The organism is Campylobacter insulaenigrae NCTC 12927 (genome assembly GCF_000816185.1).
GTDB lineage: Bacteria > Campylobacterota > Campylobacteria > Campylobacterales > Campylobacteraceae > Campylobacter_D > Campylobacter_D insulaenigrae.
Window position 1 is genome coordinate 291425 of record NZ_CP007770.1, and the last position, 26525, is coordinate 317949.

A 26525-nucleotide genomic window follows, 5' to 3' on the forward strand; every position below is an offset into this window, starting at 1 on the left:
ATAATGGGTCAATGTCCTTTTTATCCAAAACCTTATAAAAATAAAGCTTCTACTTTAGCTACTTTTTTATTTAAAAGAAGATCCTGGCTTGATGGATTGTATGAGAGAAGTTATAAAATGATGATGGGTAGAGTTAAGATGCCTGGATTTGATCTTTATGTTGTAAATGATCCAAAAGAAGTTAGACGTATTATGGTAGATGAAGTTAGAGAATATCCAAAAAGTCAACTTTTGCATGAATTACTTGAACCACTTTTGGGTGTAAGCATTTTTACAACTAATGATAGGGTGTGGGAAAAACAAAGAGAGCTTTTAAGACCTTCTTTTGAAATGACTAGAATTTCTAAAGTTTTTGATTTAATGAGTCAAGCGGCCAATGACATGATGATTCGATTTGCAAAATGCGATGATGGAAAAATTATAGAAGTTGATGAAGCTATGACCTTTGTTACTGCAGACGTAATTTTTAGAACTATTATGTCTTCAAAATTAGATGAGCAAAAAGGAAAAATTGTATTAGATGCTTTTGTGACTGTCCAAGAAGAAACGATCAAAACTGCTATGAGAAAAATGTTTCGTTTTCCAAATTGGCTTTCAAATTTTTTAGGAGAAAAGAAAAGATTAAAGGCTGGATCGACTATTAGAAAAGTTTTATCAGATATTATCAAACCAAGATATGACAATGCTTTAGCTGATCAAGGAAAATATAAAGATATTTTATCTTCTTTATTGATGGTGGTAGATGAAGATACTAATGAACGATTTAGTTTTAATGAAATTTTAGATCAAGTTGCTATGCTTTTTTTAGCAGGACATGAAACTACGGCAAGTTCACTTACTTGGACGCTTTATATTCTAAGTATTAGTCAAAATGAACAACAAAAAGCTTATGAAGAGATTATTCAAGTAGCAAATTTTAATGATTTTAAAATAGAGCATATAAAAGAAATGAAATACTTAACTAATGTTTTTAAAGAGAGTTTAAGACTATATCCTCCTGTTGGTTTTTTTGCCAGAGAAGCAAGACATGAAAGTAAAATGCGTGATAAGTTAATTCAAGAAGGTTCAGGTGTTGTTGTGGCCCCGTGGCTTATTCATAGACATGATAATTTTTGGGAAAATCCACATGAATTTGATCCAACTAGATATGAAGATAAAGGTAAAATTAAAAAAGATACTTATATGCCTTTTGGTATGGGAGAACGTGTTTGTATTGGGCAAGGTTTTGCTATGCAAGAAGCAATTTTAATTTTAGCAAATATTTTAAGGACTTATAAGTTAGAATTAGAAGAAAATTTTATACCAGATATTGTTGGAAGACTTACTATAAGGTCGGCAAATGGTATGAGAATTAAATTTATCAAAAGGAAAAAATGAAAGAGAAATTAGCAGGAACTATCTTACTTTGTGCTATTGTACCTTTAGCGGTAATTAGTTATATTTTTATAGTTATAGTGGGAACTTTTGGTAGTACGGCTAGAGTTAGACAGGGCGTGAGAGCATTAGATCATTTTGTAAATGCTACTTTGTTTAATGGCTATGCTTGGGAGTCTTTATCATCGCATGCTTGGAGAGAGCGTGATAAAAAATGGGCCAAAATAGTAGTTAAAATTACTGATTTTTTTGATAAGGATCATTGTCAAAAAGCCAACAAACGAGAGCAACCTGTTGTAGATTTAATCTTAGAGCGAAAGCTTACCGAGCAAACTGTCGGCAAGCAACTTTAATTTTCTCCAAATAAAGCTTTAAGATTTTTAAATGCTTCTTCTTGATTGATATTTTTATCTTCAGTGGTGATTTCGTTTAGCTTTATTTCATAACCAAGTAGCATTGTAGCCAAGCGTATATTTATACCACTTTTACCTATAGCTTTACTTTTTTGTTCACTATTTATGCTTACAATAGCTTGTTTATCTTCAAGTTGTACTGAATTTATAATAGCTGGAGCTAAACTTCTAGTAATTAAAATAGCAGTTTCAGATGAATATTCTATACAATCAATGTTTTCATTTTTTAATTCTTTGCTTACAGCATTAATTCTAGCACCCTTTATACCTACTGTTGCTCCTACTGCATCGACATTAGGAGTATTTGCTTGTAATATGATTTTAGCACGTTCACCTGGAATTCTAGCACTTGCATAAATATTTATAAGTCCATCTTTGATTTCTGGAACTTCTGCTTTTAATAAAGCTTCTAAAAATTTAGGGCTTGTTCTACTAAGCTCCATTCTCATACCACTTCTATCGATATAAACATGTCTAATTACTGCTTTTACTACATCACCGACTTTAAATTTCTCACCCTTAATACGATTTTTTCTAGGCAAACAAGCACGAAATTCTTCGATTTCTATGTAAGTATTATCTTCATTATCCACTCTTACAACACTACCAAAAACCATATGTCCTACCATTTTTTGATATTTTTCGTAAATTTTTTCTTCTAAAAGTTTTTGTATATTGTATTCTAATTCTTTATGTAAAATATTTACAGCCGTGTGTCCTAAATTTTCTAATGAGCATTCATAAGTGAGTTCATCTCCAACTTCTACATCTTTTGCTTCAGTTTTTGCTTTACTTAAAGCAATAAAATGTTCATTTTCATTTTCTAATCTTTCATCATTATCAGCAACTACAACTATTTTTTGATAAAGTTGCAAATTTTTTCCAGAATCTACGAAAAATTCATATTTATCACCATAAATTTTTTTAGCAGTGTTTATTAATGCCTTTTTTACTCTTTGTCGAACGTCTTCAATTTGTAAATTTTTTTCATTAGCTATGGATTCTATTATGTCTGTAATTTTTTCCATGAGAACAATACTACCTTATCTTGATTTTATTATATGTGAGAATTAAATTATATCTTTAATAAGTTTAATTAAAAGTAAAATTTGTTATAATTTCAGATTAAAAACGTTTTGAGGATGATGATATGGATTTAAAAATAGCAAGAACCTCTATTGATGAAAAGCCAAAAAGTATAAGCATAGAAAATATTGAAAAGGCTATAGAAAAAGAAGGTCAAAAATTTTTTTATTTTGATAAAGATAACGCGCACAAGCAACTTATTGCCTTGGTAGAGCATTTTGAAAAAAAAGGAAAATGTGTTTATCATAGAACTATTAGATATGGTTTAGATGAAGCTGATTATATGTATGAGGTACATATTCTTTGAGTAAGAAATTATTTATACAAACTTTAGGTTGTGCTATGAATGTTAGGGATTCAGAACATATGATAGCTGAACTTAAAGAAAAAGAAAATTATGAGCTAACTCAAGATGCCAAAGAAGCAGATTTAATTTTAATCAATACTTGTTCAGTGCGCGAAAAACCTGTACATAAACTTTTTTCAGAAGTTGGAAGTTTTGAAAAGATTAAAAAAAATGGAGCAAAAATAGGTGTTTGTGGCTGTACTGCCTCCCATTTAGGAAATGAAATTTTCAAACGTGCTCCAAATGTAGATTTTGTTTTAGGTGCTAGAAATGTTTCTAAAATAACTCAAGCGGTAAATACACCAAAATTTTTAGGAAATGATATAGATTTTGATGAGAGTAATTATGCTTTTGCAGATTTTAGAAATAGTCTTTATAAAACATATATTAATATTTCCATAGGTTGTGATAAACATTGTACTTATTGTATAGTGCCACATACTAGAGGTGATGAAATTTCTATACCTTTTGAGATTATAAAAAAAGAAGCTTTAAAAGCAGTGTCAAATGGTGCTAAAGAAATATTTTTACTTGGGCAAAATGTAAATAATTATGGTAAGAGATTTTCCAATGCACATAAAAAAATCGATTTTTCTGATCTTTTAGAAGAATTGAGTGAAATAGATGGTTTAGAGCGCATACGCTTTACGAGTCCACATCCTTTACATATGGATGATAAATTTTTAGAAATTTTTTCTAGAAATCCTAAGATATGTAAATCAATGCATATGCCATTACAAAGTGGTTCGAGCGAAATTTTAAAAGCTATGAAAAGAGGTTATACTAAAGAATGGTACTTAGATAGAGCTTTAAAACTTCGTTCTTTATGTACAAATGTAAGCATTTCTACAGATATCATTGTAGCTTTTCCTGGTGAGAGTGATGAGGATTTTGAAGCTACGATGGACGTGCTTGAAAAAGTGTGTTTTGAACAAATATTTTCTTTTAAGTATTCTAAAAGACCACTAACCAAAGCTGCGACTATGCCAAATCAAATTCCTGACGATGTAGCATCAAAACGTTTGAGTATTTTACAGTCTAGGCATACAGAAATTTTAGATGAAATCGTTGCTAAACAACAAGGTAAAAATTTTGAAGTTTTATTTGAAGAATTGCGAAGTGATGGAAATATAGCAGGAAGAAGTGATAATAATTTTTTAATTCAAGTTAAAGGAAGTGAAGAATTATTAGGTCAAACACAAAAAGTAAAAATCACCAATCCTAAGCGTATGGTGTTGTATGGTGAAATCATTTAAGATTAATTGCATTGCCTTTGGAATTTTCTTATTACAATGGTTAATTTTTTTAACATGTAAAAAAGTATATTTAGGCAAGAACTTGTCAAAAAATCCTTGTGTGATATTATTTTGGCATGGTAGGCTTGCTTTGATGCCTTTTGCTTATTTAAAAATGGGTATTAAGGGTAAAAAAGCCTATGTTATGATTTCTCATCATAAAGATGGTGAAATTATTGCTAGGAATATTTCATTTTTTGGTTTAAATACTTTAAGAGGAAGTACAAGTAAGGGTGCATTGACTGTACTTAAAAAATCTTTTAGAATCTTAGATCAAGGTGGTGATATCATCATTACTCCAGATGGTCCTAGGGGACCTTTTCATAGTATTTCAGATGGTTCAGTGATGATAGCATTAAAAAAACGTGTTTCATTGTTTTTATTAAATTATGAAGCTAGCTCCTATTGGGAATTTAAAAGTTGGGATAAAATGATTTTGCCTAAGCCATTTTCTAAAATTACTTATCGATTAAGCGAAGAAATTAAAATCGAAAATTTAAATTTAGAAGAAGCTAAAGTATTGATAAAAGAAAAATTTGATATTATAAGTCAAATAGATAAGGGCTAAAGTTATGTTATCTTTTTTCAGAAAATACATTTTACAGCTTTTAGTGTGTATTTGTTATGATAAAAAGCAATACACGATTCGATGTCATACTTGGAAACAATCTAAAGCTATAGATACTTTTGAAAAAACATTTGAAGATAAAGATAGAGCAATAGAATATGTAAAAGATTTAAGTAAAGATTTTCAAATATATTATATTATTACTTTCTTTACTTCTATTGCTCAAGGTGTTGTTCCAAATTCTAGTTATAAAGAGCTTTTAAAATACGGAGTGGATTCCAATGCGGTTAAATGTTTACCACTTAATAATGCTTTGACATATGCTGCAAATATTCATTTAGAACTTTATCAAAAAAATTATGAAGAATTTGGAGGACTTGATTTATTGTATTCTCCATTTTTTCTACTTTACCATTGTGTAGAAAAAAAAGGTTTTGATGATAAAGTAAGTCTTTATGTATATAGATATCATGATTTTGTGGCAATGTTGATTTGTAAAAATAAAGAAATATATTTTGGAAGTTATTTTGATATTGCTAGTTGTAATGAGGAAGAGATTTTTGAAGATATCAACAAGCAAGATGATGAATTTGATTTCGATCAAGAATTTCAATTAGATAAGAATGAAGATGAAATAGATAACGATGAAGAAAAATATGAGCTTAAAAGTTTAGATGAAATGACTCAAGATGCTGAAGAGTTAGATACTTTAAAAAATATACAAGAGGAATATTCTTTAGAGAATTTAGCAAATTTTAGTGTTGATATGAAAATGATAGAATTTATTATAAATGGAGTGAAAGAATTTTATAATAATCCTTTATATAACAATAGTTTTTTAGAAAAAATTGTAATTTTTGATGAAGAAGATTTTAATAATACGTCTTTAGATTATCTAGAAAATGAGCTTTTTATTAGACCAGATATTGAATTGATTGATACACTTGATATTATGAATGAACTTGTGGTGAAGGATTTAAAATTATGAAATATAGTTTAATAGAACCTAAGCCAAAACCTATATTTAATTTATTTACTAGAATTTGGATTTATTTTACAATAATTAGTGTTTCTTTGATTTTGATTACATTTGTTATAATTATTTTTAAAAATTCTTACGCTTATATACAACTTAGTAATAAACAAGAAGAATTATCTCAAATTCAAATTCAAATAGAACAAAATCAATTAAAATTACAAGAACTACAAAAACAAAATAATCAAGCTTTAAATATATTTGGTGATGAGAATAATAATGGAAAAAATTTAGCACTTTTAAAAAGTGTCCAAAATTTATTTAGTTTAGTACCTAAAGATATTTCTTTAGATGAAGTGGTTTTGGAAAAGAATTCGTTGATTTTAAGAGGTATCACTCCAACTCAAGAAATGTTTTCATTGCTTTTAGAAGCTCCGTTAAGAAGTGTTTTTGATAGTTCTAAAACTACTTATTATCCTTTAAAAAATGGTTGGTATAGATTTGTAAGTGTTAATACATCAGCTGGGGAAAATAATGAATAAAAAAGATAGAAGTCTTGAAGAAGTAGATATATTAAAAATATTAATTTATTCTTTTACTTTTGTTGTTATTTGTGTAGTTTTAATCTTGTTTTTGATTATACCTTTTTTAAAAGATTATAAAATAAATTATTCAAGGCTAGCTAAGCAAGAAATTCAAAATACAAAAGCTATAAATGAATTAAAAAATTTAGAAGAAACAATTGAAAATTTTAAAAAGACAAATAAAATAAGATTGATGCAAATAAATAGTGATTTTTCTCAAGATGATTTTGTAAAGTTTATGCAAAATTATTTTGATGATATTAAAATAAAATCAATTCCCATAAAGCAAGATAAAATATATTTAAAATACCAATTTGATGTGCAAGTAAAAATTAAATCTCCACAGGCTTTTTATTCTTTTTTAAACGATTTACAAAAATATCAAAATTTAGTGGAAATTAATACTCCGGTATCTTTTAGTGCCAACCAAAAATACATTAACTTAAATTTTAAAGTTAATGTATTTTTTGCTAAGGCTATTGAAAAATAATTACTTCATTGTTTTGATAAGGATTTGATTCTTCTTGTGGTTTTTGAATTTCTTCTAAATTTTCTTCTTTGTGTGTTGTTTTTTCGTTTTGTGGTAAAGAATTTTGTAGACTCAAGATTAATTCTTTATAAAATTTGATAAATAAATTGTCAATTTCCAAAACGCTATTTGACATACTTTCATTAATTTGTGTTGGAACTGCACTATAAACTTGTCTAAAAGTATCAAAACTAGCTTGTGATTTGATAGGATAGTTGATGATTATTGCATCGTCTAATTTACTTGAACTAGTAAGTGAAGTGGTATTTCCATCAAGATCTGCAAGAGTATTTTGAGCTTCTAGTACAAACATAAAAGAAGATTCTATGTTATCACCACTAAAACTTGAATTTTTTGTTACTTTATCTTCATATAAATTTGCATTAATTGTTATGTCAAAAGTGTAATTAGCATTTGCTTCTACTATCTTATAGCCTTTATTTTGCAAAATATTTTTTGCATCTTTAATAAGCTGATTTTTTAAGAGTTCTAAACTTTTATTTATTCTTTGATTTAAAGTAGATTGTTCAAAATAGGAGCTATAAAAAGTATTTTTTATGATTTGAACTTCTGAAATTTTAACTTTTGCGTTTTCATTAGTGCTTATATTTGCATCAGAAGATTGAATTTGAGCCTTGAAATTAGGCATTGATATATGATATGTTTTTTGATTACTTGCACAAGCTGCAAAAAATAAAATAGCACTTATGCAAATGAGCATTTTTTTCATAATAAATCATCCTTATGTGTTTTTATGATTATAACAATTTTTTGATATATTATCGCTTTTGTAAAGGTTAAATAATGGAATATTGGCAAAATATTTATGCAAATTTTGATGTTGTAGCATTAGAATTTTTTGGTTTTAAAATTCATTGGTATGGTATTATGTATGTTTTAGCATTGTTAATTTCACTTGGAATTGCTAAATACTTCGTTAAAAAAGATAAAATAAATATTTCAAATGCTATGTTAGATAGCTATTTTATATGGGTTGAAATTGGTGTGATTTTGGGTGCAAGATTGGGCTATATTTTAATTTATGATGTAAATACACTTTGGTATTTAACAAATCCTTGGCAAATATTTAATCCTTTCTATAATGGAGAATTTATTGGCATTAGAGGAATGAGTTATCATGGTGCTGTAGTTGGATTTTTGATTGCAACTTTTGTATTTTGTAAAAAATATAAACAAAATATGTGGAAATATCTTGATTTAGTAGCTATTAGCGTGCCATTAGGTTATGTATTTGGTCGTATCGGGAATTTTTTAAATCAAGAATTATTTGGTAAGGTTACTCAAGTTCCTTGGGGTATTTATGTAGACGGTATATTACGCCATCCTTCTCAGCTATATGAAGCATTTTTAGAAGGTATAATTATTTTTGTTATTTTATATTTCTTAAGAAAAGTTAAAAAATATGATGGAGAGCTAATAGTATATTACACTATGCTTTATGCTGCAGCAAGGTTTATATGTGAAATTTTTAGGGAACCTGATTTTGATATAGGATATATTATATTAGGACTTAGCATGGGACAAATTTTAAGTATTTTTATGTTTTTATTGGGATTTATTTTATCTTTTTATTTAAAAAATATTAAAAAAAATTTATAATTCTTTTTATTTCTTTAAGAATAAAAGTTATATAATTGCCCCCGATGTTAAACTTATCAACTTTTCAAAGGAGCAAACATGAGCCAACTCATTGAAGGCTTTTTGGGCAAGAGTATTGATGGCAAGAAAAGTAAAATGCCAGCAAAACTCGATTTTATTCAAAGTGCTACAGGCTTAATTTTAGCCTTGTTTATGTGGGTACATATGTTTTTTGTTTCTACCATTTTGGTTAGCGATGATTTTTTTAATTCGGTTGTTCATTTTTTGGAGTTAAAATTTATTATTGATAGTCCTATGATGAGCTATATTACTTCTTTCTTGGCAGCCTGTGTTCTGATAATTTTCTTCGTGCATGCAGCGCTTGCAATGAGAAAATTTCCTATTAACTTTAGACAATATCAACTTTGCAGAACGCATTTAAAATATATGAATCATGGAGATTCTTCTTTATGGTGGGTTCAAGCTTTCACTGGTTTTGTTATGTTTTTTTTAGGTTCAGCTCACTTAATATTTATAGTGACAAATGCAGATAAAATTAGTGCTGACATGTCAGGAGATAGAGTTGTAAATCACTTTATGTGGTTGTTTTATCTTGCTTTATTAGTTTGTGTTGAATTACATGGTAGCATAGGTCTTTATAGATTATGCGTAAAGTGGGGTTGGTTTGAAGGAAAAGATGCAAAAGAAAGTCGTAAAAAACTTAAAAAAGCAAAGTGGTTTATTAGTATTTTCTTTTTAGTTTTAGGGCTATTAAGTTTGGCTGCTTTTATAAAGATAGGCTTAAATAATTATGAAAATAATTCTGTTGCACAAATAGTAAAAACTTATGATGGAGCTAAATATGAATATGCAATATAGTGATGCTTTGGTTATCGGTGGTGGACTTGCAGGATTAAGAGCTGCTATTGAGGTTGCAAAGAGTGGTCAAAGTGTAACACTTTTGAGTATTTGTCCAGTTAAAAGATCTCACTCAGCTGCTGTTCAAGGTGGTATGCAAGCGAGTTTGGGAAATAGTATTAAAGGTGAGGGTGATAATGAAGATGTGCATTTTGCCGACACTGTAAAAGGATCTGATTGGGGCTGTGATCAAGAAGTAGCTAGAATGTTTGCTCAAACTGCTCCTAAAGCTGTGCGTGAACTTGCTGCTTGGGGTGTACCTTGGACTAGAATTACAAAAGGACCACGAACTGTTGTAATTAATGCTCAAAAAACTACCATAGAAGAAAAAGAACAAGCACATGGTTTAATTAATGCAAGAGATTTTGGTGGAACTAAAAAGTGGAGAACATGTTATATTGCCGATGCAACAGGCCATTGTATGTTATATGGTGTGGCAAATGAAGCAATTAAACATCAAGTTAAAATCATCGATAGAATGGAAGCAGTAAGATTAATCCATGATGGTAAAAAATGTTTAGGAGCCATTGCTAGAGATTTAACTAATGGAGAGTTGATTGCTTATGTTGCTAGAGGTACTATGATTGCAACAGGTGGCTATGGTAGAATTTATAAGCAAACTACCAATGCTGTTATTTGTGAAGGTACAGGAGCTGCTATAGCACTTGAAACTGGACTTTGCAGACTTTCAAATATGGAAGCGGTACAATTTCATCCAACTCCAATTGTTCCAAGTGGGATTTTATTAACAGAAGGCTGTAGAGGTGATGGTGGTATCTTAAGAGATGTTGATGGATATCGTTTTATGCCTGATTATGAGCCTGAGAAAAAAGAACTTGCAAGTAGGGATGTTGTAAGTCGTAGAATGATGGAACATATTAGAAAAGGAAAAGGGGTAAAAAGCCCTTATGGAGATCATTTATGGCTTGATATTTCTATACTTGGTCGTGCTCATGTTGAAAAAAATCTTCGTGATGTTCAAGATATTTGTAAAACATTTAATGGTATTGATCCTGCTGATGAGGGTCCTAAGGGTTGGGCACCTGTGTTACCAATGCAACATTATTCTATGGGTGGTATTAGAACTAAGCCAACTGGTGAAAGTCAGTGGTTAAATGGTCTTTTTGCTTGTGGCGAAGCAGCTTGTTGGGATATGCACGGATTTAATCGTTTGGGTGGAAATTCGTGTTCAGAAACTGTTGTTGCTGGAATGATTATAGGGGATTACTTCGCACAATATTGTAAAGAAAATGGTAGTGATATTGATACAAATATTGTTAAGTCTTTTCTTTCTAAAGAATATGATTATTTAAAATCTCTTGTAAGTAAAGATGGAAAATATAATGTTTTTGAAATTAAAAATAAAATGAAAGATATTATGTGGGAAAAAGTTGCTATCTTTAGAACAGGTAAAGGACTTGAAGAAGCTGTAAAAGAGCTTGAAGAATTATATCAACATTCACTCAATTTAAAAGTTCATGATAAAGAATTAAAGTGTGCTAATCCAGAATTAGAAGAAGCTTATAGAGTTCCAAGAATGTTAAAAATTGCCTTATGTGTAGCCTATGGAGCACTTTTAAGAACAGAAAGCCGTGGGGCGCATTATAGAGAAGATTATCCAAAAAGAGATGATTTAAATTGGATGAAAAGAACAAATACTTACTGGGTAGAAGGTGAAAATATGCCTAGAATCGAGTATGAAGATCTTGATATTATGAAAATGGAAATTCCACCTGCATTTAGAGGTTATGGTGCAAAAGGAAATATCATTGAGAATCCATTGAGTGAAAAGCGTCAAGCTGAAGTTGATGCAATACGTGAGAAAATGGAGGGAGAAGGTAAGGGAAGATATGAAATTCAACATGCCTTAATGCCTTATGAACTACAAGCTAAATTTAAAGCACCAAATCAAAGAATAGGAGTTGATTATGAGTAGAAAATTAACAATAAGAGCATTTAAATATAATCCGCTAAATAAAATTTCTAAACCTCATTTTGTTACTTATGAGCTTGAAGAAACTCCATTTATGACTATTTTTGTATGTTTAACTCAAATTAGAGAAAAAATGGATGCAGATTTAAGTTTTGATTTTGTGTGCAGAGCAGGAATTTGTGGAAGTTGTGCTATGATGATTAATGGAAAACCAAAACTTGCATGTAAAACTTTAACTAAAGATTATCCTGATGGAGTTATAGAACTTATGCCTATGCCAGCGTTTAGACATATTAAAGATTTAAGTGTTAATACTGGAGAGTGGTTTGAGGATATGTGCAAACGCGTTGAAAGTTGGGTACATAATGAAAAAGAGACTGATATTTCTAAACTAGAAGAGCGTATTGAGCCTGAAGTTGCAGATGAAACTTTTGAACTTGATCGTTGTATAGAATGTGGTATTTGCGTAGCTTCTTGTGCTACAAAATTGATGAGACCAAATTTCATTGCTGCAACTGGTCTTTTAAGAACAGCTAGATATTTGCAAGATCCACATGATCATAGAAGTATTGAGGACTTTTATGAGCTAGTAGGTGATGATGATGGAGTATTTGGGTGTATGTCTTTGCTTGCTTGTGAAGATAATTGCCCTAAAGAATTACCACTACAGAGTAAGATTGCTTATATGAGAAGACAACTTGTCGCTCAAAGAAATAAATAATACTAGCCCCTTGGATCAAGGGGCAATTAAAACATTACTAAAACAAATTTGGCAAAATCACAGTGTTTTTCTTGATTATGAATGTGTTTTTGAAGATAAGGTATTAGATTCACAAAAAATTGCAATTATTTTAAGTGTAAATTTGCAAAATTATGAAAGATTTAGAGCTTTAGATGAATTTAAAAATATAATCAAAAGCCTAAGATTACGATTAGATATTTATAACATACAATATGCTCAAGTTTGTTTTATTAATGCTTTAAAACTTGGATTAATTGACAAAAGTGAAATATTACAATTTTTAGAATTATTACAGAAAATTACCGATAATTCTGCGATATATACATTTGTTTCAAATATAAAAAGTATTAAAAAAGATTACAAACAAGAACTTTATAATTCTCATAAAAATTTAGATTTGATTAATGAAAATTTACAACAATTATGTGATGATGAAAATATAGTAAAAACATTAAACGAAGCTTCAATTAAATTTAATAAAGTAGATTTTTATATCGCTGTAACTGGTGTTGTTAATGCTGGTAAATCTAGTATGCTTAATGCGCTTTTAAAAAATAATTTTTTAGGTGTTTCTAATATTCCAGAAACTGCAAATCTAACTATTTTAAAATATGATAAAAATCAAGAAGCCACAATATATTTTTGGAACAAAAGCGAATGGAAAAATATTTTAGATAATTCTAAAAAAAATGAAGATATGTTAAAGTTAATCAAAGAATTAAAACAAGATTTTAATCTTGATGATTATATATCCCAAGAAAATAAAAGTATAAAAATAGACTTTGACTCTTTAAAGAACTATACTAGCGCTAAAAATAAAATTTCTGCTTTAATTAAGCAAATTGAAATTTCTACTTTACTTGATTTTTTAAAAGATAATGTTTATATTGTGGATACTCCAGGTCTTGATGATATGATTATCCAAAGAGAGCTTTTAACAAAAAATTATATTCTTAAAGCTGATTTTTTAATTCATCTTATGAATGTTTCACAAAGTTTGAGTCAAAAAGATTGTGATTTTATAATAGATTGTTTAGTAAATTCACGAGTTAGTAAGCTTTTGATTGTTTTAACAAAAGCTGATTTGTTAAGTCAGGCTGATTTAAAGGAAGTGGTTTCTTATACCAAAAACAAACTCAAAGAAGCTTTACTAGTAAAAAAATTAGATGAGAATTTAATTTTAAATGCAGAATGTATTTGTATTTCTTCAAAATTAGCGAATGATTTTTATCAAAACAATGGAGGAGATTTGGAAAAAAGTAATGTTTTGCTTTTGGAAGATTTAATTAATAAAAGTTTATATGATAAAAATATGATTGCTATGCGAGCTTATAAAAAAGAATTATTATTGATTTTAGAGTCTTTAGTACAAAAAATTAATACAAATAATAAAATATTAAATTTTAAAACTTATGAATTAAATGAAGAAAATGAAAAAAATATTGCTAAATTTAAAAAAATGCAAGATAATTTAAAAAAGATCAGGGAAGAATTAGCACAAATTTTTAATCATAAAGAAGATGAAAAAGATGAGGTAAAAACTCTTTTATATTTGTTAGCTAAGAAATTGCAAGAAAAATTGATAGATGAATTAAAATATAACCAAATTAATAAAAAGAAAAATGATACTCAGCGTTTAAGTATTATTATAGACACTACTTTAAAAGATGGAATTTTTGATATTTTAAGAGAGATTAAATATCAAAGCGAGCTAAAATTAAATGAAATTCAAAATGCTTTAAAATTAAAATATAACTTTTTAGAAGAAATTTTAGAATCAAATTTTATAGATTTTAAAAATTTAGTGCAAGAAAAAATTGATAATATCTTTAATAATGATATTTTAGATAATTTAAAAATGAATTTATTTCAAGATATAAATGAAAATAAAGATATTTATAAATTACATTTTGAAGAGGCAATTTTAGCTAAATTAGAAGGATTAGATGTATATAATATTGCAAAAAATATCAAAACTAACCAAGAATTTAGTATCTTTTTAAAGATGAAATTAGCTCAATATGAAAAAGAGCAAGAAGATAAATTTAAAGATTTAAAAGAGATGATTTTAAATGTAGAAAACAATGAACAAAAATCTAAAGAACTTTTAGAAAAAAATGAGCAAAAATTACAAAAATTACAAAAATTAAAACTGGATCTTGTTAATGCAAGTTGATTTGATTAGTAATTTTATTAAAGCTTATGAAAATGCTTATTGTAAAAAATTTGATGAAAGTTTTGAAGGAAAATTACTTACCATTAGAGCTAATTTTTGTGAGCCGAGTTTACGTTTAAATAATGAATTTTTAAAAAAACTTGATGAGGTTATTTTTAGTTATAAAAGGCCTATAAATATTGCGATTGTAGGTCAATTTTCCAGCGGGAAATCTACACTTTTAAATTTGATTTTACAAAGAGAATGCTTGCCAACAGGTGTGATTCCTGTGACATTTAAACCTACATTTTTAAGATATGCAAAAGATTATTTTTTAAAAGTAGAATATAAAGATGGAAGTGATGAGATAGTTGATATTGATCAACTCTGTAAATTTAGTGATCAAAGAAATGAATTAAAAGAAGCAAAAAGCTTGCATCTTTTTGCACCAATTGAACTTTTGAAAAATATTACTTTGATTGATACCCCTGGTTTAAATGCAAATAACACAGATACTCTTACTACTTTCACAGAACTTTCTTTTGTTCATAGCGCCATTTGGTTAAGTTTAATTGATAATGCAGGTAAAAAAAGCGAAGAAGAAGCTATTAAGACTAATGCTACACTTTTAGGACGCAGTGGAATTTGCGTATTAAATCAAAAAGATAAATTTACTCAAGAAGAAATTAATAATATTTTAAATTATGCTAATTTAGTTTTTAGTAAGTATTTTGAAAAAATTATAGCTATTTCTTGCAAAGAAGCAAAAGAAAATTTGCAAAAGTCAAATTTAAATTTATTTTATGAATATTTACAAGATCTTGATTATGAGAAAATAAAAAAAGATTTTATACAGGAAAAATTAAATAATTTATGTGAAATTTTGCTTGAGCAGTATGATTTTTTTTCTACAAAATTGGATTATTTAGATGCAAAGTTAGGTTTATCTGTCAATGAAAATAATATAAAACACTTAGAAGAGAGAATTAATATTTTAAATCATAATTGTCTTGAAAAACTAAAATTAGTCAGTGAAAAAATTGCAAAAGAAATTTTAAAATTTATTAAAGAAAGAGATAGTAGTTATTATAAAAAAGCTCAAGGATGGTTTAAGAAAAATTTATATGAAAAAATTGATTATAAATTACCGTATTTATCTAGTGATGATGCGTTTTTGGCTATGTTTTATAATTGTGATCTTATGAATAAAGAATTTAAAAAAATGAAAAAAGAAATTTCTTTAGAATTTGATGAACTAAAGCAATTATTTACTAATTTTTTTACAAATTTAGAAAAAGAAATTTTACTTTTTAAGTCAGAATTTTCAAATTTAAATAAAGATTATTCTTTGCAAAGTGATGAAGAATTTACTTCTTTTAAAAATTTTGCAAGTGCTAGTGAGGAAATTTTTATAAAAGATTTTAAAGAACTTTTATTTGAAAACAATTTAAAACTTGATTTATTTTTAGAAAAATTAAATTTAAAAGCTTTGGCCAATTATGAAAGTGCCACTAAACTTGCATTAGGATTTTTTAGCACTAAAATAAATGCAAGTAAAGAATTTTATGAGCTTGATAGCGCTGAATTTAGTTTGTATCATCCAAAAGCAAGCGAAATTTATCAAAGAATGCTCATAGAATTAAATGTCCATGAATTTGAGGATTTGTTATTAAATAAGCCCGTGATTTCAAAGATTTATCATTACTATATGCAAGCTTATAAAAAACTCATCGAAGATAAAAAAGAATATATAAAGAATTTAAAAAATGAATTCGAAGTCAAGAAAGAGATGATTTTAAACATTAAAAATCAAATATCTAAACTTCGCTAAGATTAAATATATTTTAAGATTTGCTTAAAATATTACTTTTTATTTGTTATCGTTATTTTTTTCTTTACTTTTTTTCCAAAAGTGAAAAGCCAATCCACATAATCCACCTACTATAGCTGCAATGATAAGTTTTGTAATAAAATCCATTATAATCCTTTATAAATTTTTATAAGTATTATATTTATTTATAATTAATAAATTCTTTATATTTATAACCTTAATAAGATTTATAAATGAGAATTTTTGCTGTTGTATTTGAATGTAAATAGAAAATGTCTGACTTTGATTCATTTAAGGTAGCACTTGCTAAAAATGGTAAAGCCATATTTTTTAATGGATATTTTAGATTTTTAGAAGTAAATTTTTTATTTTTTTCAAAACAAAATATGGATATTTGTTCTCCTTTATAACTTTTTATTTTACACGGAGTTTCATAAAATTTAAATTCCCCATAATCACTTTTTATTGTTAAATTTTTACATTTTTTACTATATTGCATCATTAAAGAGATATTAGCTAGAGTATGATCCTCTCTTTTTCCTGTGCTTCCTAAAAATACGAATTCATCAAAACCTAATTTTAAACAATGATAAAAAGCTTTAGATAAATCATTACTCATTTGCTCTTTGATGTGTATTAATCTATCTTTATATTTTTCTTTTAATTTTGCACTTATGCTATCTAAATCTCCTATTATGATATTTGGTTTTATATTCAATGTGTCAAGATTATTTATGGCTCCATCACAAACTGCTATAAAATTTGCACTTTTTAACTCGTTTATGATTGCTTTTTTTGTAGGAAATTCTCCATTTGCTATTATATAAGCTTTCATTGAGCTTGTTTTTTCCATACGAAGAAGTAATAAATTCCTATAATAAAAAACACTAAAGTATTTAAAAGTTGAGCTATGCTTTCTTTGCTTTGTTCAAAAATTAAAAACCAAATAATTAAAGAGCTTATATTTGCCAAACTTACTAAAAAATAGCTTTCCATATATCTTTTAACTTGCATATAAAACGCTAATAATTGTCCCATAACAGCAAAAGAATTTAAATAAATGAAACTAGAACCCATATTTTGCAATATATAAGCATAGATTATAGTTGATATTGCCACGATAAAAGCGTATAACAATCTTTGTGTGTTGTTTAATTTTGTTATGATTATTTTAGTTTTTTCTTTATTTTGATTATTTTTCCAATTATAAATTCCATAAGCGTTAATAGGTAAGTAAAAAAGATTTAGCATAACATCACCATACAATTTTAATTCATAAGCTATATATGCATAAGAAATAGAATATAAAATTCCAAAAATAAAACAAACTGTCTTGCCAGCACCAGCAAAAAATACATACAATACCGCACAAAATGCACTAAAAAGACTTAAAAAAGATCCTCCCATTATGTTGGTTGAAATCCCTATGATAGATAAAGTTAAAAAAAGTGCTAGATAAAATTTAAAAGATAAATTAAATTGTAATTTTAAATTCATAAAATCCTTTCTTTGTAAGAACATTGCTTTAATAATAGCTTATAATAATAAAGATTTATTGGTAATTTTAATTAGTTTTAAAAAATGATTTTGAGCTTTTTTGCGAAAAAATTACACAAAAAAGCTTTTAAAATTACTCATCATTCATATTAATCACATAGCGGAATTTAGCCTTTCCACTCGTGAGGTTTTCGTAAGCTTTATCTATCTCGCTTGGTTTAATAATTTCTATTTCAGGATAAATATTGTGTTTTATGGAAAAGTCTAACATTTCTTGAGTTTCTTTTATACCTCCAATAAGTGAGCCATATACTTTTTTTCCAGCTTTATATACGAAATTTATTATGTTTATATTAGGACTTACATCGTGTGGTGGTAAGCCTACTATAGCCATTTCTCCTCCATATTTTAGTAAATCCATATAAGCTAATGGATCATAAGGAGTTGGTATGGTAGAGATGATGAGGTCAAATCTTTCTTTTACCACGCTTTTGTCTGTGCTAGTATAAAAATTACTCACACTCATAGCTAAAGCTTCTGCTTTTTTGTTTTCATTTCTTGCAAAAACACTTACTTTTGCACCCATTTTAATAGCATATTTTACAGCCATCATACCAAGTCCACCAAAACCTGCTACGGCTACGCTTGAGTCTTCTTTGATATTTGAAAATTTAAGTGGTGAATAGGTAGTAATACCCGCACAAAGTAAAGGTGCTACTTTGTCAAGTGGAGCATTTTTTGGTACATTGATAGCAAATTTTTCACTTACTACGATGTTGTTTGAGTAACCTCCATAGGTGTTTTCATTATCATGAAATACATCTTTGCAATTATAAGTGTAGATGGTTTTTCCATTTTCACAAAATTGTTCTTGAGACTTTTTACAAGCTTCGCATTCTCCGCATGAATTTACCATACATCCAACTCCTACATAATCACCTATTTTAAATTTACTTACATTTTCGCCTATTGCAATGACTTCTCCAGATATTTCATGCCCAGGTACGCAAGGATAAGTTGTTTTGCTCCATTCGCTTCTTGCCGTGTGTATATCACTATGGCAAATCCCTGCGTATTTGATAGCGATTAAGATATCATTTTTCCCGATTTTATGGCGTGTAAATTCAAAAGGTGTAAATTTAGAATCCTTGCTAAGCATAGCATAACCTTTACTTTTGATACGCCCGTTTTCTAAAAAGATTTTTGAGTCCATTTTTCCTCCAGTATTTTTGTATTAATTATTATATTAGCAATCTTTAAATTTCAAAAAATATTTTTCAGAGAAATTTATGAAAAATAAATTATCTTTAGAAGATGATACTAGAATAAAATTCGTAGACATATAAAATTTTTATGATATTTCTTATAAAGAATAAAATATGAGAAATTATTATTTTACTAGCAGTAGTAAATTTAGAAAAAATTCAAAGCAAGATAAAATAAGCTTAATGTCTTTAAAATAGGCATTAAAAATCTTTTTTTATGTCTTTATCATAGCTGATATCAAAAGCTCTATAGATATCGGGTAAACATTTTCTTATAGCATAATCAAACTTGTAAAAATGATTATAAACTTCTTTGACATTCATATCTTTTGCTTTTGTAAAATCAAAAATTTCAGCATTTTCTATTTTTGGAATATGCTCATCAAAAAAAGCATAAAATTCTTTTCTTAATTTAAAAAAGTCGTTGAGATTGTTTATCATAGTTTCTTTTTTATCCATTGTATTCCTTTGCTTTTTAGATAATAAATTTATTTTAATTTAAAAAATAAAATAATGCTTACAACTAAGGCATTAAAATAATATCTACTAAATTACCTTCTTTTAAATCATCTTTTGCTATCAAAAGTGCAGCTTTGTGATTTAGATTGTTGATGATAGCACTTGAACCTTCTTTTTTACCTTTTAAATTTGCAAATATCTTTCCATTTTTAAATTCAATATTACAAGCTATAAATTCCAAATGAGAACTTTTTTTCTTATAATCTTCACTTAAAAAAGCTTGAAATTTATAGTCTGTTTCTTGTAAAAGCCAAACATTTAGTAATTCTCTTACATAGAGATTGAACATTACCATGGCTGAATATGGAAAACCAGGTAAGGCAAAGATGAATTTATTTTCAAATTTGGCTATTTTGATGTGTTTGCCAGGTTTTACATCGACTTTATCTATAATAATTTCATAATCTTTTATAGCTTGTTTTAAAAAATCAAAATCACCCATAGAAACCCCGCCTGTAGTGATTAAAATATCGCATGAATTTAAAGCTTGCCTTAAAGTGCTTTGTGTGTTTTCTTTATCATCTTTTAAGAGTGGGAAAATTCTAGTTTGACAATGTAGTTTCTTTGCCATATTTGCTATAGCTACATGATTTGATGAGCGAATTTGTGCAGGGTGATCTAAGCTTTCTCCTAGATCTTTTATTTCATTTCCGCTACTTAAAATCCCCACAATAGGTTTTATAAAAACACTAATGTGAAAATACCCAAGTTCAGCTAAAAGTGCTATTTCGCTATAACTTATTTTTGTGCCTTTTTTGAGTAAAATTTCACCCTCTTTATAGCTTTCACCCTCTTTTCTTACAGCAAATCCTTTATTTACTTTTTCCTTTATGATTAAAATATTATCTTTTATTTCTACTTTTTCAATGGGTACTAAAGTATCGCTTCCATCGCTCATTAGTGAGCCTGTAAAAGTTTTGACGCATTCTTTATTTTTAACATTAAAGGTAGGAAAAATTCCTGCAGGAACTTCTCCTATGATTTTTAAATTTTCATCTTGATTATCAAATTTTATAGCGTAACCATCCATGGCTGAAGTAGGAAATTTAGGGTAATTATGCAAAGCTATTATATCAACTGCTAAAATTCTATTTAAACATTCTGTAAGTGATATTTTCTCTACTCTTTCATAAGTTTGAATGTGTTTGTGGAGTATTTTTAAACTTTCATCGTAGGAAATTAACATTTATTCTCCTGATTTCCTAAAATTCCTGCTCCTTTAAGTTTTAAGGAGCGTTCTTTCGCATAAATTTTTTGATTATTGATAATATCATACTTCCAAATAGGTGCATTGGCTTTAAAATCTTCCACAAAATCATTAATTAATTCTAAACCTAATTTTCTTTGTTTGCTTAGAACTCCTGCAAGATAAGAACTCTCATGAATTTTTACCTCATTGATAGAATGAGCAAACATTAAAACAACATTATCCTTGCTTACTTTTTCTTGCCAATTTTGAAACCATTTTTTTAAAATTGGTTCGTAAATATCAAAACTCAAAGCTTCAATATTAGCTTCATCTCGCACTATACCGCAAAATGTTATCAAAGCACCACAATTTTTGTCTTTTGAAAATTCATACCATTTTGTATAAATCTTCGTAACATCTAAAGAATTTTGATAAAGCTCAAACACAATCATCCCCCGCAAACTGGTGGAAGCAAACAAATTTTGTCACCATGTTTAAATTCTACATTTTCATTTGTAATGATCTCATCATTTAAAGCTATGGCACAAAGTTCTAACCACTCTTTCAAACTTTCATCTTTTTGAAGTAAAGATTTTAATTCTTTTAAATTTTTTACTTCAAATTCTACACTTTCTTTATTTATAGGTCCTAAAAATTCAACTTTAATCATATTTAGTTTTTATCCTCAATTTTTAAAATTCCCATCATTCCAAGATCTTCATGCTCTAAAATGTGACAATGAAACATTCTTATACCACTAAAATTTTGATTCATTCTTAGCTTTAATTCTTCACCAGGTCTTATATTGATAGTATCTTGTAATGCTCTAAATTTAGCTTTTGTAACTTTATCTTTAAATTTAGAAGAAATCAACTCAAATTGTGTGCCATGTATATGAAAAGGATGGTCCATATGAGAATTATTTTTTATAGTCCATTCTTCTACTTCTCCAACTTTAGAAATTAGATCGATTCTATTCATATTAAAAGTTTTGCCATTAATTAAAAACATTGAAGCAAGACTTTTTTTGATTTCTTCATCGTTCTTTTTATCAATGCCATGCATTTGCATATGATCTTCGCTCATTACAACTTCTTTGAAGCTTGTAGCTTCTTTTAAAGGAGGAAATTCGCGTAATTTTTCAGGTATGTTTTCTATAGTTTTTTCTATTTTAAGATCAGCTAACATAAGAGTGTAAGGTTTTTCTTTGACAAGCATTTTATCACGATCATAATAAACGCTTTCAAGTTTAAATTCACCCTTATTTGCTTTGATTAGCACTTCAACTCTTGAAGCAGGACTTAAAAATAATTCATCTAATTCAATGCTTTGTTCTAAAAGTCCTCCATCTGTTCCTACTAAGATAAATTTAGCTCCTTTTATGCGTAATTTTAAATATCTTGCCGCACAAAAATTATAAATACGGATTCTTTGAGTTTCACCAAGTGTTATTTTTGGTTTTAATTGTCCATTGATAAGAACTAAATTTCCTTCTCTACCATTTAACCAATCGAATAAATTATTATCAGGAATTTGTGCGTTTTCATCTAAACGTAAATCACTAATTACCCAATCTTGTTCTTTTAAATGAGACAAAGCATCTTTTTTTGCTTTTACCACAAATACACCAGCTAAACCTTTATAAACTTGCTTTGCTGTAGTATAGTGTGGGTGTGGATGATACCAGTATGTTCCAGCTGAATTTTCTGGTATTTTAAAGCGATAAATTTTTTCTCTACCAGGCATAATAGGATCGTGTGGGTTACCATCTTGCTCAGGTGGAATATCAAGTCCATGCCAATGTATAGTTGTTGGTTCTTTGAGATTATTTTTAACTAAAATTTCTACCATATCCCCTTCATAAACTTCTATTTTAGGTCCTGGTATAGAGCCATTATAAGTAAAACATTTAGTCTTTTTACCTTTAACTAATTCTATTTGACTTTCTTTAATCTCTATGCTTGATCTAAAAAAATTCTTTTTTTTACTAGTGTTTTTAAGAAGTTTTAAATTTGTTAATGCTTGTTCACTCGGAAAATCTTTAACATCGAGTAGTTTGATATTTGGATCTTCCAAACTAATAAAAGAAGTGTCAACGGAATTAGCAGCAGTATGCATATGCTCCATATTATGCATATTATGCATTTCATGCATATTGTGATGATCGTGTTTATCCATAGCATACATTCCACTGATACTGATTAAATTTAAAGCATTAAATTTCAAAAAAAACCTTCTATCCATAATTTATATCCTTAAATAAAATAAATTTTTAAAAGTAATCATTGTAAATATATTTTGGTAAATGTTTTGAAACAAGTTATAATTTTATATATTTTTATTATATTCATGTTACAAATTATAAATTAAAGGAATACGATGCAAATTCAACATTATCTTGATAAAAATTTTCAAACTCCCGCATATATTTTAGAAGAAGAAAAACTTCGAAAAAATTGTGAACTTTTGGCTAAAGTTAGCGAGCAAAGTGGAGCAAAGATTTTACTTGCACTAAAAGGATTCGCCTTTTCTGGTGCTATGGATATTGTAGGAGAATATTTATCAGGATGTACTTGTAGTGGGCTTTGGGAAGCCAAATATGCTAAAGAATTTATGAATAAAGAAATTCATACTTTTTCACCTGCATTTAAAGAGGATGAAATTGATGAAATTGTAAAACTTTCTCATCATATTGTATTTAATTCTTTTAATCAATTTAAAAAATATAAAGAAAAAGCAAAACAAAAAAGTATAGGTTTGCGTTGTAATCCTGAAATTTCAGTAGCACCAAAAGAAATTTATAATCCTTGTGGAAAATATTCAAGACTTGGCATTAGAAGTTGTGATTTTGAAAACGAAGATATAGGTGAAGTTAGTGGTCTTCATTTTCACGCTTTATGTGAAGAAAGTGCACATTCTTTAGAACTTGTATTAAATGCTTTTGAGGATAAATTTCAGCCCTATATTAAAAAAATGAAATGGATAAATTTTGGTGGCGGTCATCATATCACAAGGCAAGGTTATGATGTACAAAAACTTATAGATATTTGTAAAAAATTTTCTGATAAATATAATGTACAAGTGTATCTTGAGCCAGGTGAAGCTATTGGATGGGAATGTGGAAGTTTAGTTGCTAGTGTGATAGATATTGTAGAAAATGAAAAAAAAATTGCCATTTTAGATGTATCTAGTGAAGCACATATGCCAGATACTATCATTATGCCTTATACTAGTGAAATTTTAAATGCTAGAATTTTAGCTAGTCGCGATGGGATGCGATATGGTGAGTTAAAAAAAGGAGAAGTTTCTTATTTACTAGGAGGTAATACGTGTTTAGCAGGTGATATTATGGGTGAATATGCTTTTGATAAAGAGCTTTTTGTCGGGCAAAAAATAGTTTTTTTAGATCAAATTCATTATTCTATAGTTAAAAATACAACTTTTAATGGAGTTAGACTTCCAAATTTAATGATGTTAGATAAAAATAAAAAATTATCCATAGTTAGAGAGTTTGGTTATGAAAATTATTCAAAACGAAACTAAGAATAATTTTTTATAAAAGTATTTTAAAAATTTATTTTTTTAAATAAAATTTTATTTAAAATAAAAACTAAAAATAAATAAAATCATAATTAAAACTTTACATGATTCAAGGAGAGCGCTTATGTATAGGATTTTATTAGTATTTTTAGCCTGTTTGAATTTGTCAATGGCTGCAGATTCTATGCCAAAGGGCACGCAAATTTGGAACGAACAAAGAGTTTTGAATATTAATTCTTATGAAAATTTTGGTACTTTATGGACAAAATTACAAGGAGAATATATTGCAAGTGCAGTATTTATAATACTTATTTTAGTTATTAGTGCTTTTGCTTTGCATTATATGGTAATAGGTCCAAAGAAATTTTCTCACGATGGAAAAAAAATTTATGCTTTTTCTCTTTTTGAAAGATTATTTCATTTTGTGGCAGCTATCTCTTGGATTATACTTGTGCCAACGGGCTTAGTTATGATTTTTGGTTCATATTTTGGCGGAGGATTTTTTGTAAGAATGTGTAAAAATTTGCATGGTATAGCTACAATTTTATTTATCATTTCTATTATTCCTATGCTTTTGTGTTGGATTAAAAGAATGCTTCCAGCTAAATATGATTTAAGATGGATGATGATAGTCGGTGGGTACTTAAGCAAAGAAAAAAAACCAGTTCCTGCGGGAAAATTTAATTTTGGACAAAAATCTTGGTATTACATAGCTGTATTTGGTGGATTTGTTATGATCATAACAGGTGCTTTTATGTTTTTTCTTGATTTTAATTCCACTTCCTTGCAAGCAATTTTTGGTATTTCTCATATAGATATTTTAAGAATATCTGCTATTGTCCACAATATATTGGGGATTTTATGTGCTGTATTTTTTGCTATACATATTTATATGGCTGTGTTTGCTATAAAAGGAAGCATACATTCGATGATTAGTGGTTATAAAGAAGAAGAAGAAGTTTATATCCTGCATTCTTATTGGTATAAAGAGTTAAGCGATAAAAAGCAAATTAATCCTTCATATAGCTATGATTCTAAAACGAAATTTTAATTTTTTTGTTTGTATAGATTATACAATAAGGAAACAATGATGCAAGATATCGATATTTCTCGTAAATATTTTTATGAGTTTTTTTCTAAGGCATTTAATTTTATCGATGAATATGAATTTAAAATTTGGCATGAGCAAATTTTAGTTTTGGCTCAAAAACCTTTAGAAGACAGTTTAATGAGAGATTTTAAGAATCTTTGTGAGTGCGATTTTGAAAATTTTAAATCCGAACAAAATGCTGTATTTTTTGATTTTTCTTATGTAAATGTTCCCATGAGTGCTTCTTTTTATGATGAAGGACGTGATGATGGCAAGATGAAACTACAAGCTTGTGAGATTATGAGAAAAAGTCAATTTCGAAAAAATGAAAAATGTAGACAAAGTGAAGATGAGTTTGGCTTTTTATTTGCATTTATGGCTAGCGTTATAGAATATGATTTAAAAATTGCTGAACAATTATTTCGTTTTGTTATCAATCCTGTAATAGATGAATTTATACAAAAGCTTCAAATTCATAAAAACTCTAAGATATATGTTTGTATAGCAAATATAATGAAAGTATTTTTTATTAATGAAAGGGCGTATTTGGAAATTCAAGCACCTATTAAAAAAGAAGGTAAAAGTATAGCAGATGAAGCATTGCAAAGATTACCATATGAACCAAGACTGCCGACAAAATTTAGCAAAACTCATATAGAGGAATTAAGTAAGCTTTAATAGTTTAATATAATCAAATGTATTTTAGTAACAAAAATATATTATTAATAATTATCTCCATTAATAAAAATAAAAATTAAATAAAATATTAAGTAAAAATATGCAAAATTTTTGTGTTTAGTATGTGAAAACTTTATAAAATAAAGTTTTAGCAATTATTCTTACTTTGATCAAGGAGGGAATATGAAAACAAACCAAAGAAGAGATTTTCTTAAAAAATCTTTAAAAATCGGTGCTTTAGGTGTAGTTGCTAGCGCAAGTGTTAATGCTTTAGCTAAAGATGATTATCAAGAAGAAAATTCCGTAGTTTTGGGAAAAAGTACTAAAAAGGAAGTGCTTTATGAAAAAACTATGAATTGGGAAAAATACTACAAAATAGCGTATTAAATTTTTAAAGA

28 protein-coding genes are annotated in these 26525 nt (G+C 27.7%); 18 read left to right on the forward strand and 10 right to left on the reverse strand.

Annotated elements, in window-relative coordinates; genetic code table 11:
* Positions 1-3 precede the first annotated feature (3 nt).
* Positions 4-1377 carry a cytochrome P450 gene (locus CINS_RS01585; protein ID WP_039649273.1) on the forward strand — a complete coding sequence of 458 codons (1374 nt, stop codon included), beginning with the start codon at positions 4-6 and terminating at the stop codon, positions 1375-1377.
* Entirely contained in the window at positions 1374-1727 is a 354-nt protein-coding gene (locus CINS_RS01590) for a hypothetical protein (protein WP_039649275.1), read from the forward strand. The genes CINS_RS01585 and CINS_RS01590 overlap by 4 nt, the downstream gene beginning before the upstream one ends.
* On the opposite strand, the gene nusA is transcribed toward CINS_RS01590, so the two are convergent.
* Positions 1724-2815, reverse strand: coding sequence for a transcription termination factor NusA (nusA, locus tag CINS_RS01595; protein WP_039649278.1), 1092 nt, complete (start codon positions 2813-2815; stop codon positions 1724-1726). The two genes, CINS_RS01590 and nusA, sit on opposite strands and share 4 nt — an antisense overlap.
* Before the next feature lie 122 nt (positions 2816-2937).
* Here nusA and CINS_RS01600 point away from each other — a divergent pair, with 122 nt between their 5' ends.
* Genes CINS_RS01600 through CINS_RS01625 form a run of 6 tightly spaced genes read left to right on the forward strand, consistent with a single transcriptional unit; the run spans position 2938 to position 7132 of the window.
* Entirely contained in the window at positions 2938-3180 is a 243-nt protein-coding gene (locus CINS_RS01600) for an HP0268 family nuclease (RefSeq protein WP_039649280.1), read from the forward strand.
* Positions 3177-4475 carry a tRNA (N6-isopentenyl adenosine(37)-C2)-methylthiotransferase MiaB gene (gene miaB / locus CINS_RS01605; RefSeq protein WP_039649282.1) on the forward strand — a complete coding sequence of 433 codons (1299 nt, stop codon included), beginning with the start codon at positions 3177-3179 and terminating at the stop codon, positions 4473-4475. The genes CINS_RS01600 and miaB overlap by 4 nt, the downstream gene beginning before the upstream one ends.
* Entirely contained in the window at positions 4459-5082 is a 624-nt protein-coding gene (locus tag CINS_RS01610; RefSeq protein ID WP_039649284.1) for a lysophospholipid acyltransferase family protein, read from the forward strand. The genes miaB and CINS_RS01610 overlap by 17 nt, the downstream gene beginning before the upstream one ends.
* Positions 5083-5086: 4 nt before the next feature.
* A complete protein-coding gene (locus tag CINS_RS01615; protein ID WP_039649285.1) occupies positions 5087-6070 on the forward strand; it encodes a hypothetical protein in 984 nt (327 codons plus the stop codon).
* Positions 6067-6600, forward strand: coding sequence for a hypothetical protein (locus CINS_RS01620; RefSeq protein ID WP_039649287.1), 534 nt, complete (start codon positions 6067-6069; stop codon positions 6598-6600). The genes CINS_RS01615 and CINS_RS01620 overlap by 4 nt, the downstream gene beginning before the upstream one ends.
* On the forward strand, positions 6593-7132 hold the full coding sequence (locus CINS_RS01625; RefSeq protein ID WP_039649289.1) for a hypothetical protein: 540 nt from the start codon (positions 6593-6595) through the stop codon (positions 7130-7132). The genes CINS_RS01620 and CINS_RS01625 overlap by 8 nt, the downstream gene beginning before the upstream one ends.
* Here the strand turns inward: CINS_RS01625 and CINS_RS01630 are convergent.
* Positions 7119-7901, reverse strand: a complete 783-nt coding sequence (locus CINS_RS01630) for a hypothetical protein (RefSeq protein WP_039649291.1) — start codon at positions 7899-7901, stop codon at positions 7119-7121. The two genes, CINS_RS01625 and CINS_RS01630, sit on opposite strands and share 14 nt — an antisense overlap.
* Positions 7902-7975: 74 nt before the next feature.
* Here CINS_RS01630 and lgt point away from each other — a divergent pair, with 74 nt between their 5' ends.
* The 6 genes from lgt to CINS_RS01660 all read left to right on the forward strand — a co-directional run bounded on the left by lgt (position 7976) and on the right by CINS_RS01660 (position 16349).
* Positions 7976-8791, forward strand: a complete 816-nt coding sequence (gene lgt, locus CINS_RS01635; protein WP_039649293.1) for a prolipoprotein diacylglyceryl transferase — start codon at positions 7976-7978, stop codon at positions 8789-8791.
* Positions 8792-8869: 78 nt separating this feature from the next.
* Positions 8870-9649: a fumarate reductase cytochrome b subunit gene (locus CINS_RS01640; protein WP_039649294.1), complete on the forward strand. Its 780-nt coding sequence runs from the start codon at positions 8870-8872 to the stop codon at positions 9647-9649.
* The gene (locus tag CINS_RS01645) at positions 9633-11624 is read left to right on the forward strand and encodes a fumarate reductase flavoprotein subunit (RefSeq protein ID WP_039649296.1); all 1992 of its coding nucleotides are present in this window, start codon (positions 9633-9635) and stop codon (positions 11622-11624) included. The genes CINS_RS01640 and CINS_RS01645 overlap by 17 nt, the downstream gene beginning before the upstream one ends.
* Positions 11617-12342: a fumarate reductase iron-sulfur subunit gene (locus CINS_RS01650; RefSeq protein ID WP_039649298.1), complete on the forward strand. Its 726-nt coding sequence runs from the start codon at positions 11617-11619 to the stop codon at positions 12340-12342. The genes CINS_RS01645 and CINS_RS01650 overlap by 8 nt, the downstream gene beginning before the upstream one ends.
* 10 nt (positions 12343-12352) lie before the next feature.
* Positions 12353-14539, forward strand: a complete 2187-nt coding sequence (locus CINS_RS01655) for a dynamin family protein (protein WP_126418683.1) — start codon at positions 12353-12355, stop codon at positions 14537-14539.
* Positions 14529-16349 (forward strand): dynamin family protein, encoded by a 1821-nt coding sequence (locus CINS_RS01660; RefSeq protein WP_039649301.1) that lies wholly within the window; start codon positions 14529-14531, stop codon positions 16347-16349. Before CINS_RS01655 ends, CINS_RS01660 begins: the two co-directional genes overlap by 11 nt.
* A gap of 217 nt (positions 16350-16566) precedes the next feature.
* Here CINS_RS01660 and CINS_RS01665 read toward each other — a convergent pair whose 3' ends face one another.
* From CINS_RS01665 to CINS_RS01700, 8 genes are all read right to left on the reverse strand, one after another.
* Entirely contained in the window at positions 16567-17184 is a 618-nt protein-coding gene (locus CINS_RS01665) for a thiamine diphosphokinase (RefSeq protein WP_039651295.1), read from the reverse strand.
* Positions 17181-17846: a nicotinamide riboside transporter PnuC gene (gene pnuC, locus CINS_RS01670; protein ID WP_039649302.1), complete on the reverse strand. Its 666-nt coding sequence runs from the start codon at positions 17844-17846 to the stop codon at positions 17181-17183. Before pnuC ends, CINS_RS01665 begins: the two co-directional genes overlap by 4 nt.
* A 133-nt stretch (positions 17847-17979) precedes the next feature.
* Entirely contained in the window at positions 17980-19059 is a 1080-nt protein-coding gene (locus tag CINS_RS01675; RefSeq protein ID WP_039649304.1) for an NAD(P)-dependent alcohol dehydrogenase, read from the reverse strand.
* A 253-nt stretch (positions 19060-19312) separates the two neighbouring features.
* On the reverse strand, positions 19313-19570 hold the full coding sequence (cmeU, locus tag CINS_RS01680; protein WP_039649307.1) for a CmeU family protein: 258 nt from the start codon (positions 19568-19570) through the stop codon (positions 19313-19315).
* Between the two features lie 64 nt (positions 19571-19634).
* A complete protein-coding gene (locus tag CINS_RS01685; RefSeq protein WP_039649309.1) occupies positions 19635-20816 on the reverse strand; it encodes a molybdopterin molybdotransferase MoeA in 1182 nt (393 codons plus the stop codon).
* Entirely contained in the window at positions 20810-21271 is a 462-nt protein-coding gene (locus CINS_RS01690) for a molybdopterin synthase catalytic subunit (protein WP_039649311.1), read from the reverse strand. Before CINS_RS01690 ends, CINS_RS01685 begins: the two co-directional genes overlap by 7 nt.
* Entirely contained in the window at positions 21268-21489 is a 222-nt protein-coding gene (locus tag CINS_RS01695) for a MoaD/ThiS family protein (protein WP_039649314.1), read from the reverse strand. Before CINS_RS01695 ends, CINS_RS01690 begins: the two co-directional genes overlap by 4 nt.
* 2 nt (positions 21490-21491) lie before the next feature.
* Positions 21492-23063 carry a multicopper oxidase family protein gene (locus CINS_RS01700; RefSeq protein ID WP_039649316.1) on the reverse strand — a complete coding sequence of 524 codons (1572 nt, stop codon included), beginning with the start codon at positions 23061-23063 and terminating at the stop codon, positions 21492-21494.
* Positions 23064-23198: 135 nt separating this feature from the next.
* On the opposite strand from CINS_RS01700, the gene nspC reads away from it, so the two are divergent.
* From nspC to CINS_RS01720, 4 genes are all read left to right on the forward strand, one after another.
* Positions 23199-24362, forward strand: a complete 1164-nt coding sequence (gene nspC, locus CINS_RS01705; protein WP_039649317.1) for a carboxynorspermidine decarboxylase — start codon at positions 23199-23201, stop codon at positions 24360-24362.
* Positions 24363-24528: 166 nt separating this feature from the next.
* Positions 24529-25410 carry a formate dehydrogenase subunit gamma gene (locus CINS_RS01710; protein ID WP_373274710.1) on the forward strand — a complete coding sequence of 294 codons (882 nt, stop codon included), beginning with the start codon at positions 24529-24531 and terminating at the stop codon, positions 25408-25410.
* Positions 25411-25449: 39 nt separating this feature from the next.
* Positions 25450-26127 carry a molecular chaperone TorD family protein gene (locus CINS_RS01715; RefSeq protein WP_039649322.1) on the forward strand — a complete coding sequence of 226 codons (678 nt, stop codon included), beginning with the start codon at positions 25450-25452 and terminating at the stop codon, positions 26125-26127.
* 183 nt (positions 26128-26310) lie between these two features.
* Complete coding sequence (locus CINS_RS01720) at positions 26311-26514, forward strand: hypothetical protein (RefSeq protein ID WP_039649324.1); 204 nt, start codon at positions 26311-26313, stop codon at positions 26512-26514.
* Positions 26515-26525: the final 11 nt, after the last annotated feature.

What these genes read in the sequence shown, in the direction of transcription:
- CINS_RS01585 (WP_039649273.1), top strand. Translation starts at nt 4, where the DNA reads ATGGGTCAATGTCCTTTTTATCCAAAACCTTATAAAAATAAAGCTTCT.
- nspC (WP_039649317.1), top strand. Translation starts at nt 23,199, where the DNA reads ATGCAAATTCAACATTATCTTGATAAAAATTTTCAAACTCCCGCATAT.
- CINS_RS01620 (WP_039649287.1), top strand. Translation starts at nt 6,067, where the DNA reads ATGAAATATAGTTTAATAGAACCTAAGCCAAAACCTATATTTAATTTA.
- CINS_RS01715 (WP_039649322.1), top strand. Translation starts at nt 25,450, where the DNA reads ATGCAAGATATCGATATTTCTCGTAAATATTTTTATGAGTTTTTTTCT.
- CINS_RS01600 (WP_039649280.1), top strand. Translation starts at nt 2,938, where the DNA reads ATGGATTTAAAAATAGCAAGAACCTCTATTGATGAAAAGCCAAAAAGT.
- CINS_RS01630 (WP_039649291.1), bottom strand. Translation starts at nt 7,901, where the DNA reads ATGAAAAAAATGCTCATTTGCATAAGTGCTATTTTATTTTTTGCAGCT.
- lgt (WP_039649293.1), top strand. Translation starts at nt 7,976, where the DNA reads ATGGAATATTGGCAAAATATTTATGCAAATTTTGATGTTGTAGCATTA.
- CINS_RS01720 (WP_039649324.1), top strand. Translation starts at nt 26,311, where the DNA reads ATGAAAACAAACCAAAGAAGAGATTTTCTTAAAAAATCTTTAAAAATC.
- CINS_RS01660 (WP_039649301.1), top strand. Translation starts at nt 14,529, where the DNA reads ATGCAAGTTGATTTGATTAGTAATTTTATTAAAGCTTATGAAAATGCT.
- CINS_RS01665 (WP_039651295.1), bottom strand. Translation starts at nt 17,184, where the DNA reads ATGAAAGCTTATATAATAGCAAATGGAGAATTTCCTACAAAAAAAGCA.
- CINS_RS01645 (WP_039649296.1), top strand. Translation starts at nt 9,633, where the DNA reads ATGAATATGCAATATAGTGATGCTTTGGTTATCGGTGGTGGACTTGCA.
- nusA (WP_039649278.1), bottom strand. Translation starts at nt 2,815, where the DNA reads ATGGAAAAAATTACAGACATAATAGAATCCATAGCTAATGAAAAAAAT.
- CINS_RS01650 (WP_039649298.1), top strand. Translation starts at nt 11,617, where the DNA reads ATGAGTAGAAAATTAACAATAAGAGCATTTAAATATAATCCGCTAAAT.
- CINS_RS01615 (WP_039649285.1), top strand. Translation starts at nt 5,087, where the DNA reads ATGTTATCTTTTTTCAGAAAATACATTTTACAGCTTTTAGTGTGTATT.
- CINS_RS01685 (WP_039649309.1), bottom strand. Translation starts at nt 20,816, where the DNA reads ATGTTAATTTCCTACGATGAAAGTTTAAAAATACTCCACAAACACATT.
- CINS_RS01695 (WP_039649314.1), bottom strand. Translation starts at nt 21,489, where the DNA reads ATGATTAAAGTTGAATTTTTAGGACCTATAAATAAAGAAAGTGTAGAA.
- CINS_RS01700 (WP_039649316.1), bottom strand. Translation starts at nt 23,063, where the DNA reads ATGGATAGAAGGTTTTTTTTGAAATTTAATGCTTTAAATTTAATCAGT.
- pnuC (WP_039649302.1), bottom strand. Translation starts at nt 17,846, where the DNA reads ATGAATTTAAAATTACAATTTAATTTATCTTTTAAATTTTATCTAGCA.
- CINS_RS01610 (WP_039649284.1), top strand. Translation starts at nt 4,459, where the DNA reads ATGGTGAAATCATTTAAGATTAATTGCATTGCCTTTGGAATTTTCTTA.
- CINS_RS01640 (WP_039649294.1), top strand. Translation starts at nt 8,870, where the DNA reads ATGAGCCAACTCATTGAAGGCTTTTTGGGCAAGAGTATTGATGGCAAG.
- CINS_RS01675 (WP_039649304.1), bottom strand. Translation starts at nt 19,059, where the DNA reads ATGGACTCAAAAATCTTTTTAGAAAACGGGCGTATCAAAAGTAAAGGT.
- CINS_RS01710 (WP_373274710.1), top strand. Translation starts at nt 24,529, where the DNA reads ATGGCTGCAGATTCTATGCCAAAGGGCACGCAAATTTGGAACGAACAA.
- CINS_RS01625 (WP_039649289.1), top strand. Translation starts at nt 6,593, where the DNA reads ATGAATAAAAAAGATAGAAGTCTTGAAGAAGTAGATATATTAAAAATA.
- CINS_RS01590 (WP_039649275.1), top strand. Translation starts at nt 1,374, where the DNA reads ATGAAAGAGAAATTAGCAGGAACTATCTTACTTTGTGCTATTGTACCT.
- CINS_RS01690 (WP_039649311.1), bottom strand. Translation starts at nt 21,271, where the DNA reads ATGATTGTGTTTGAGCTTTATCAAAATTCTTTAGATGTTACGAAGATT.
- cmeU (WP_039649307.1), bottom strand. Translation starts at nt 19,570, where the DNA reads ATGGATAAAAAAGAAACTATGATAAACAATCTCAACGACTTTTTTAAA.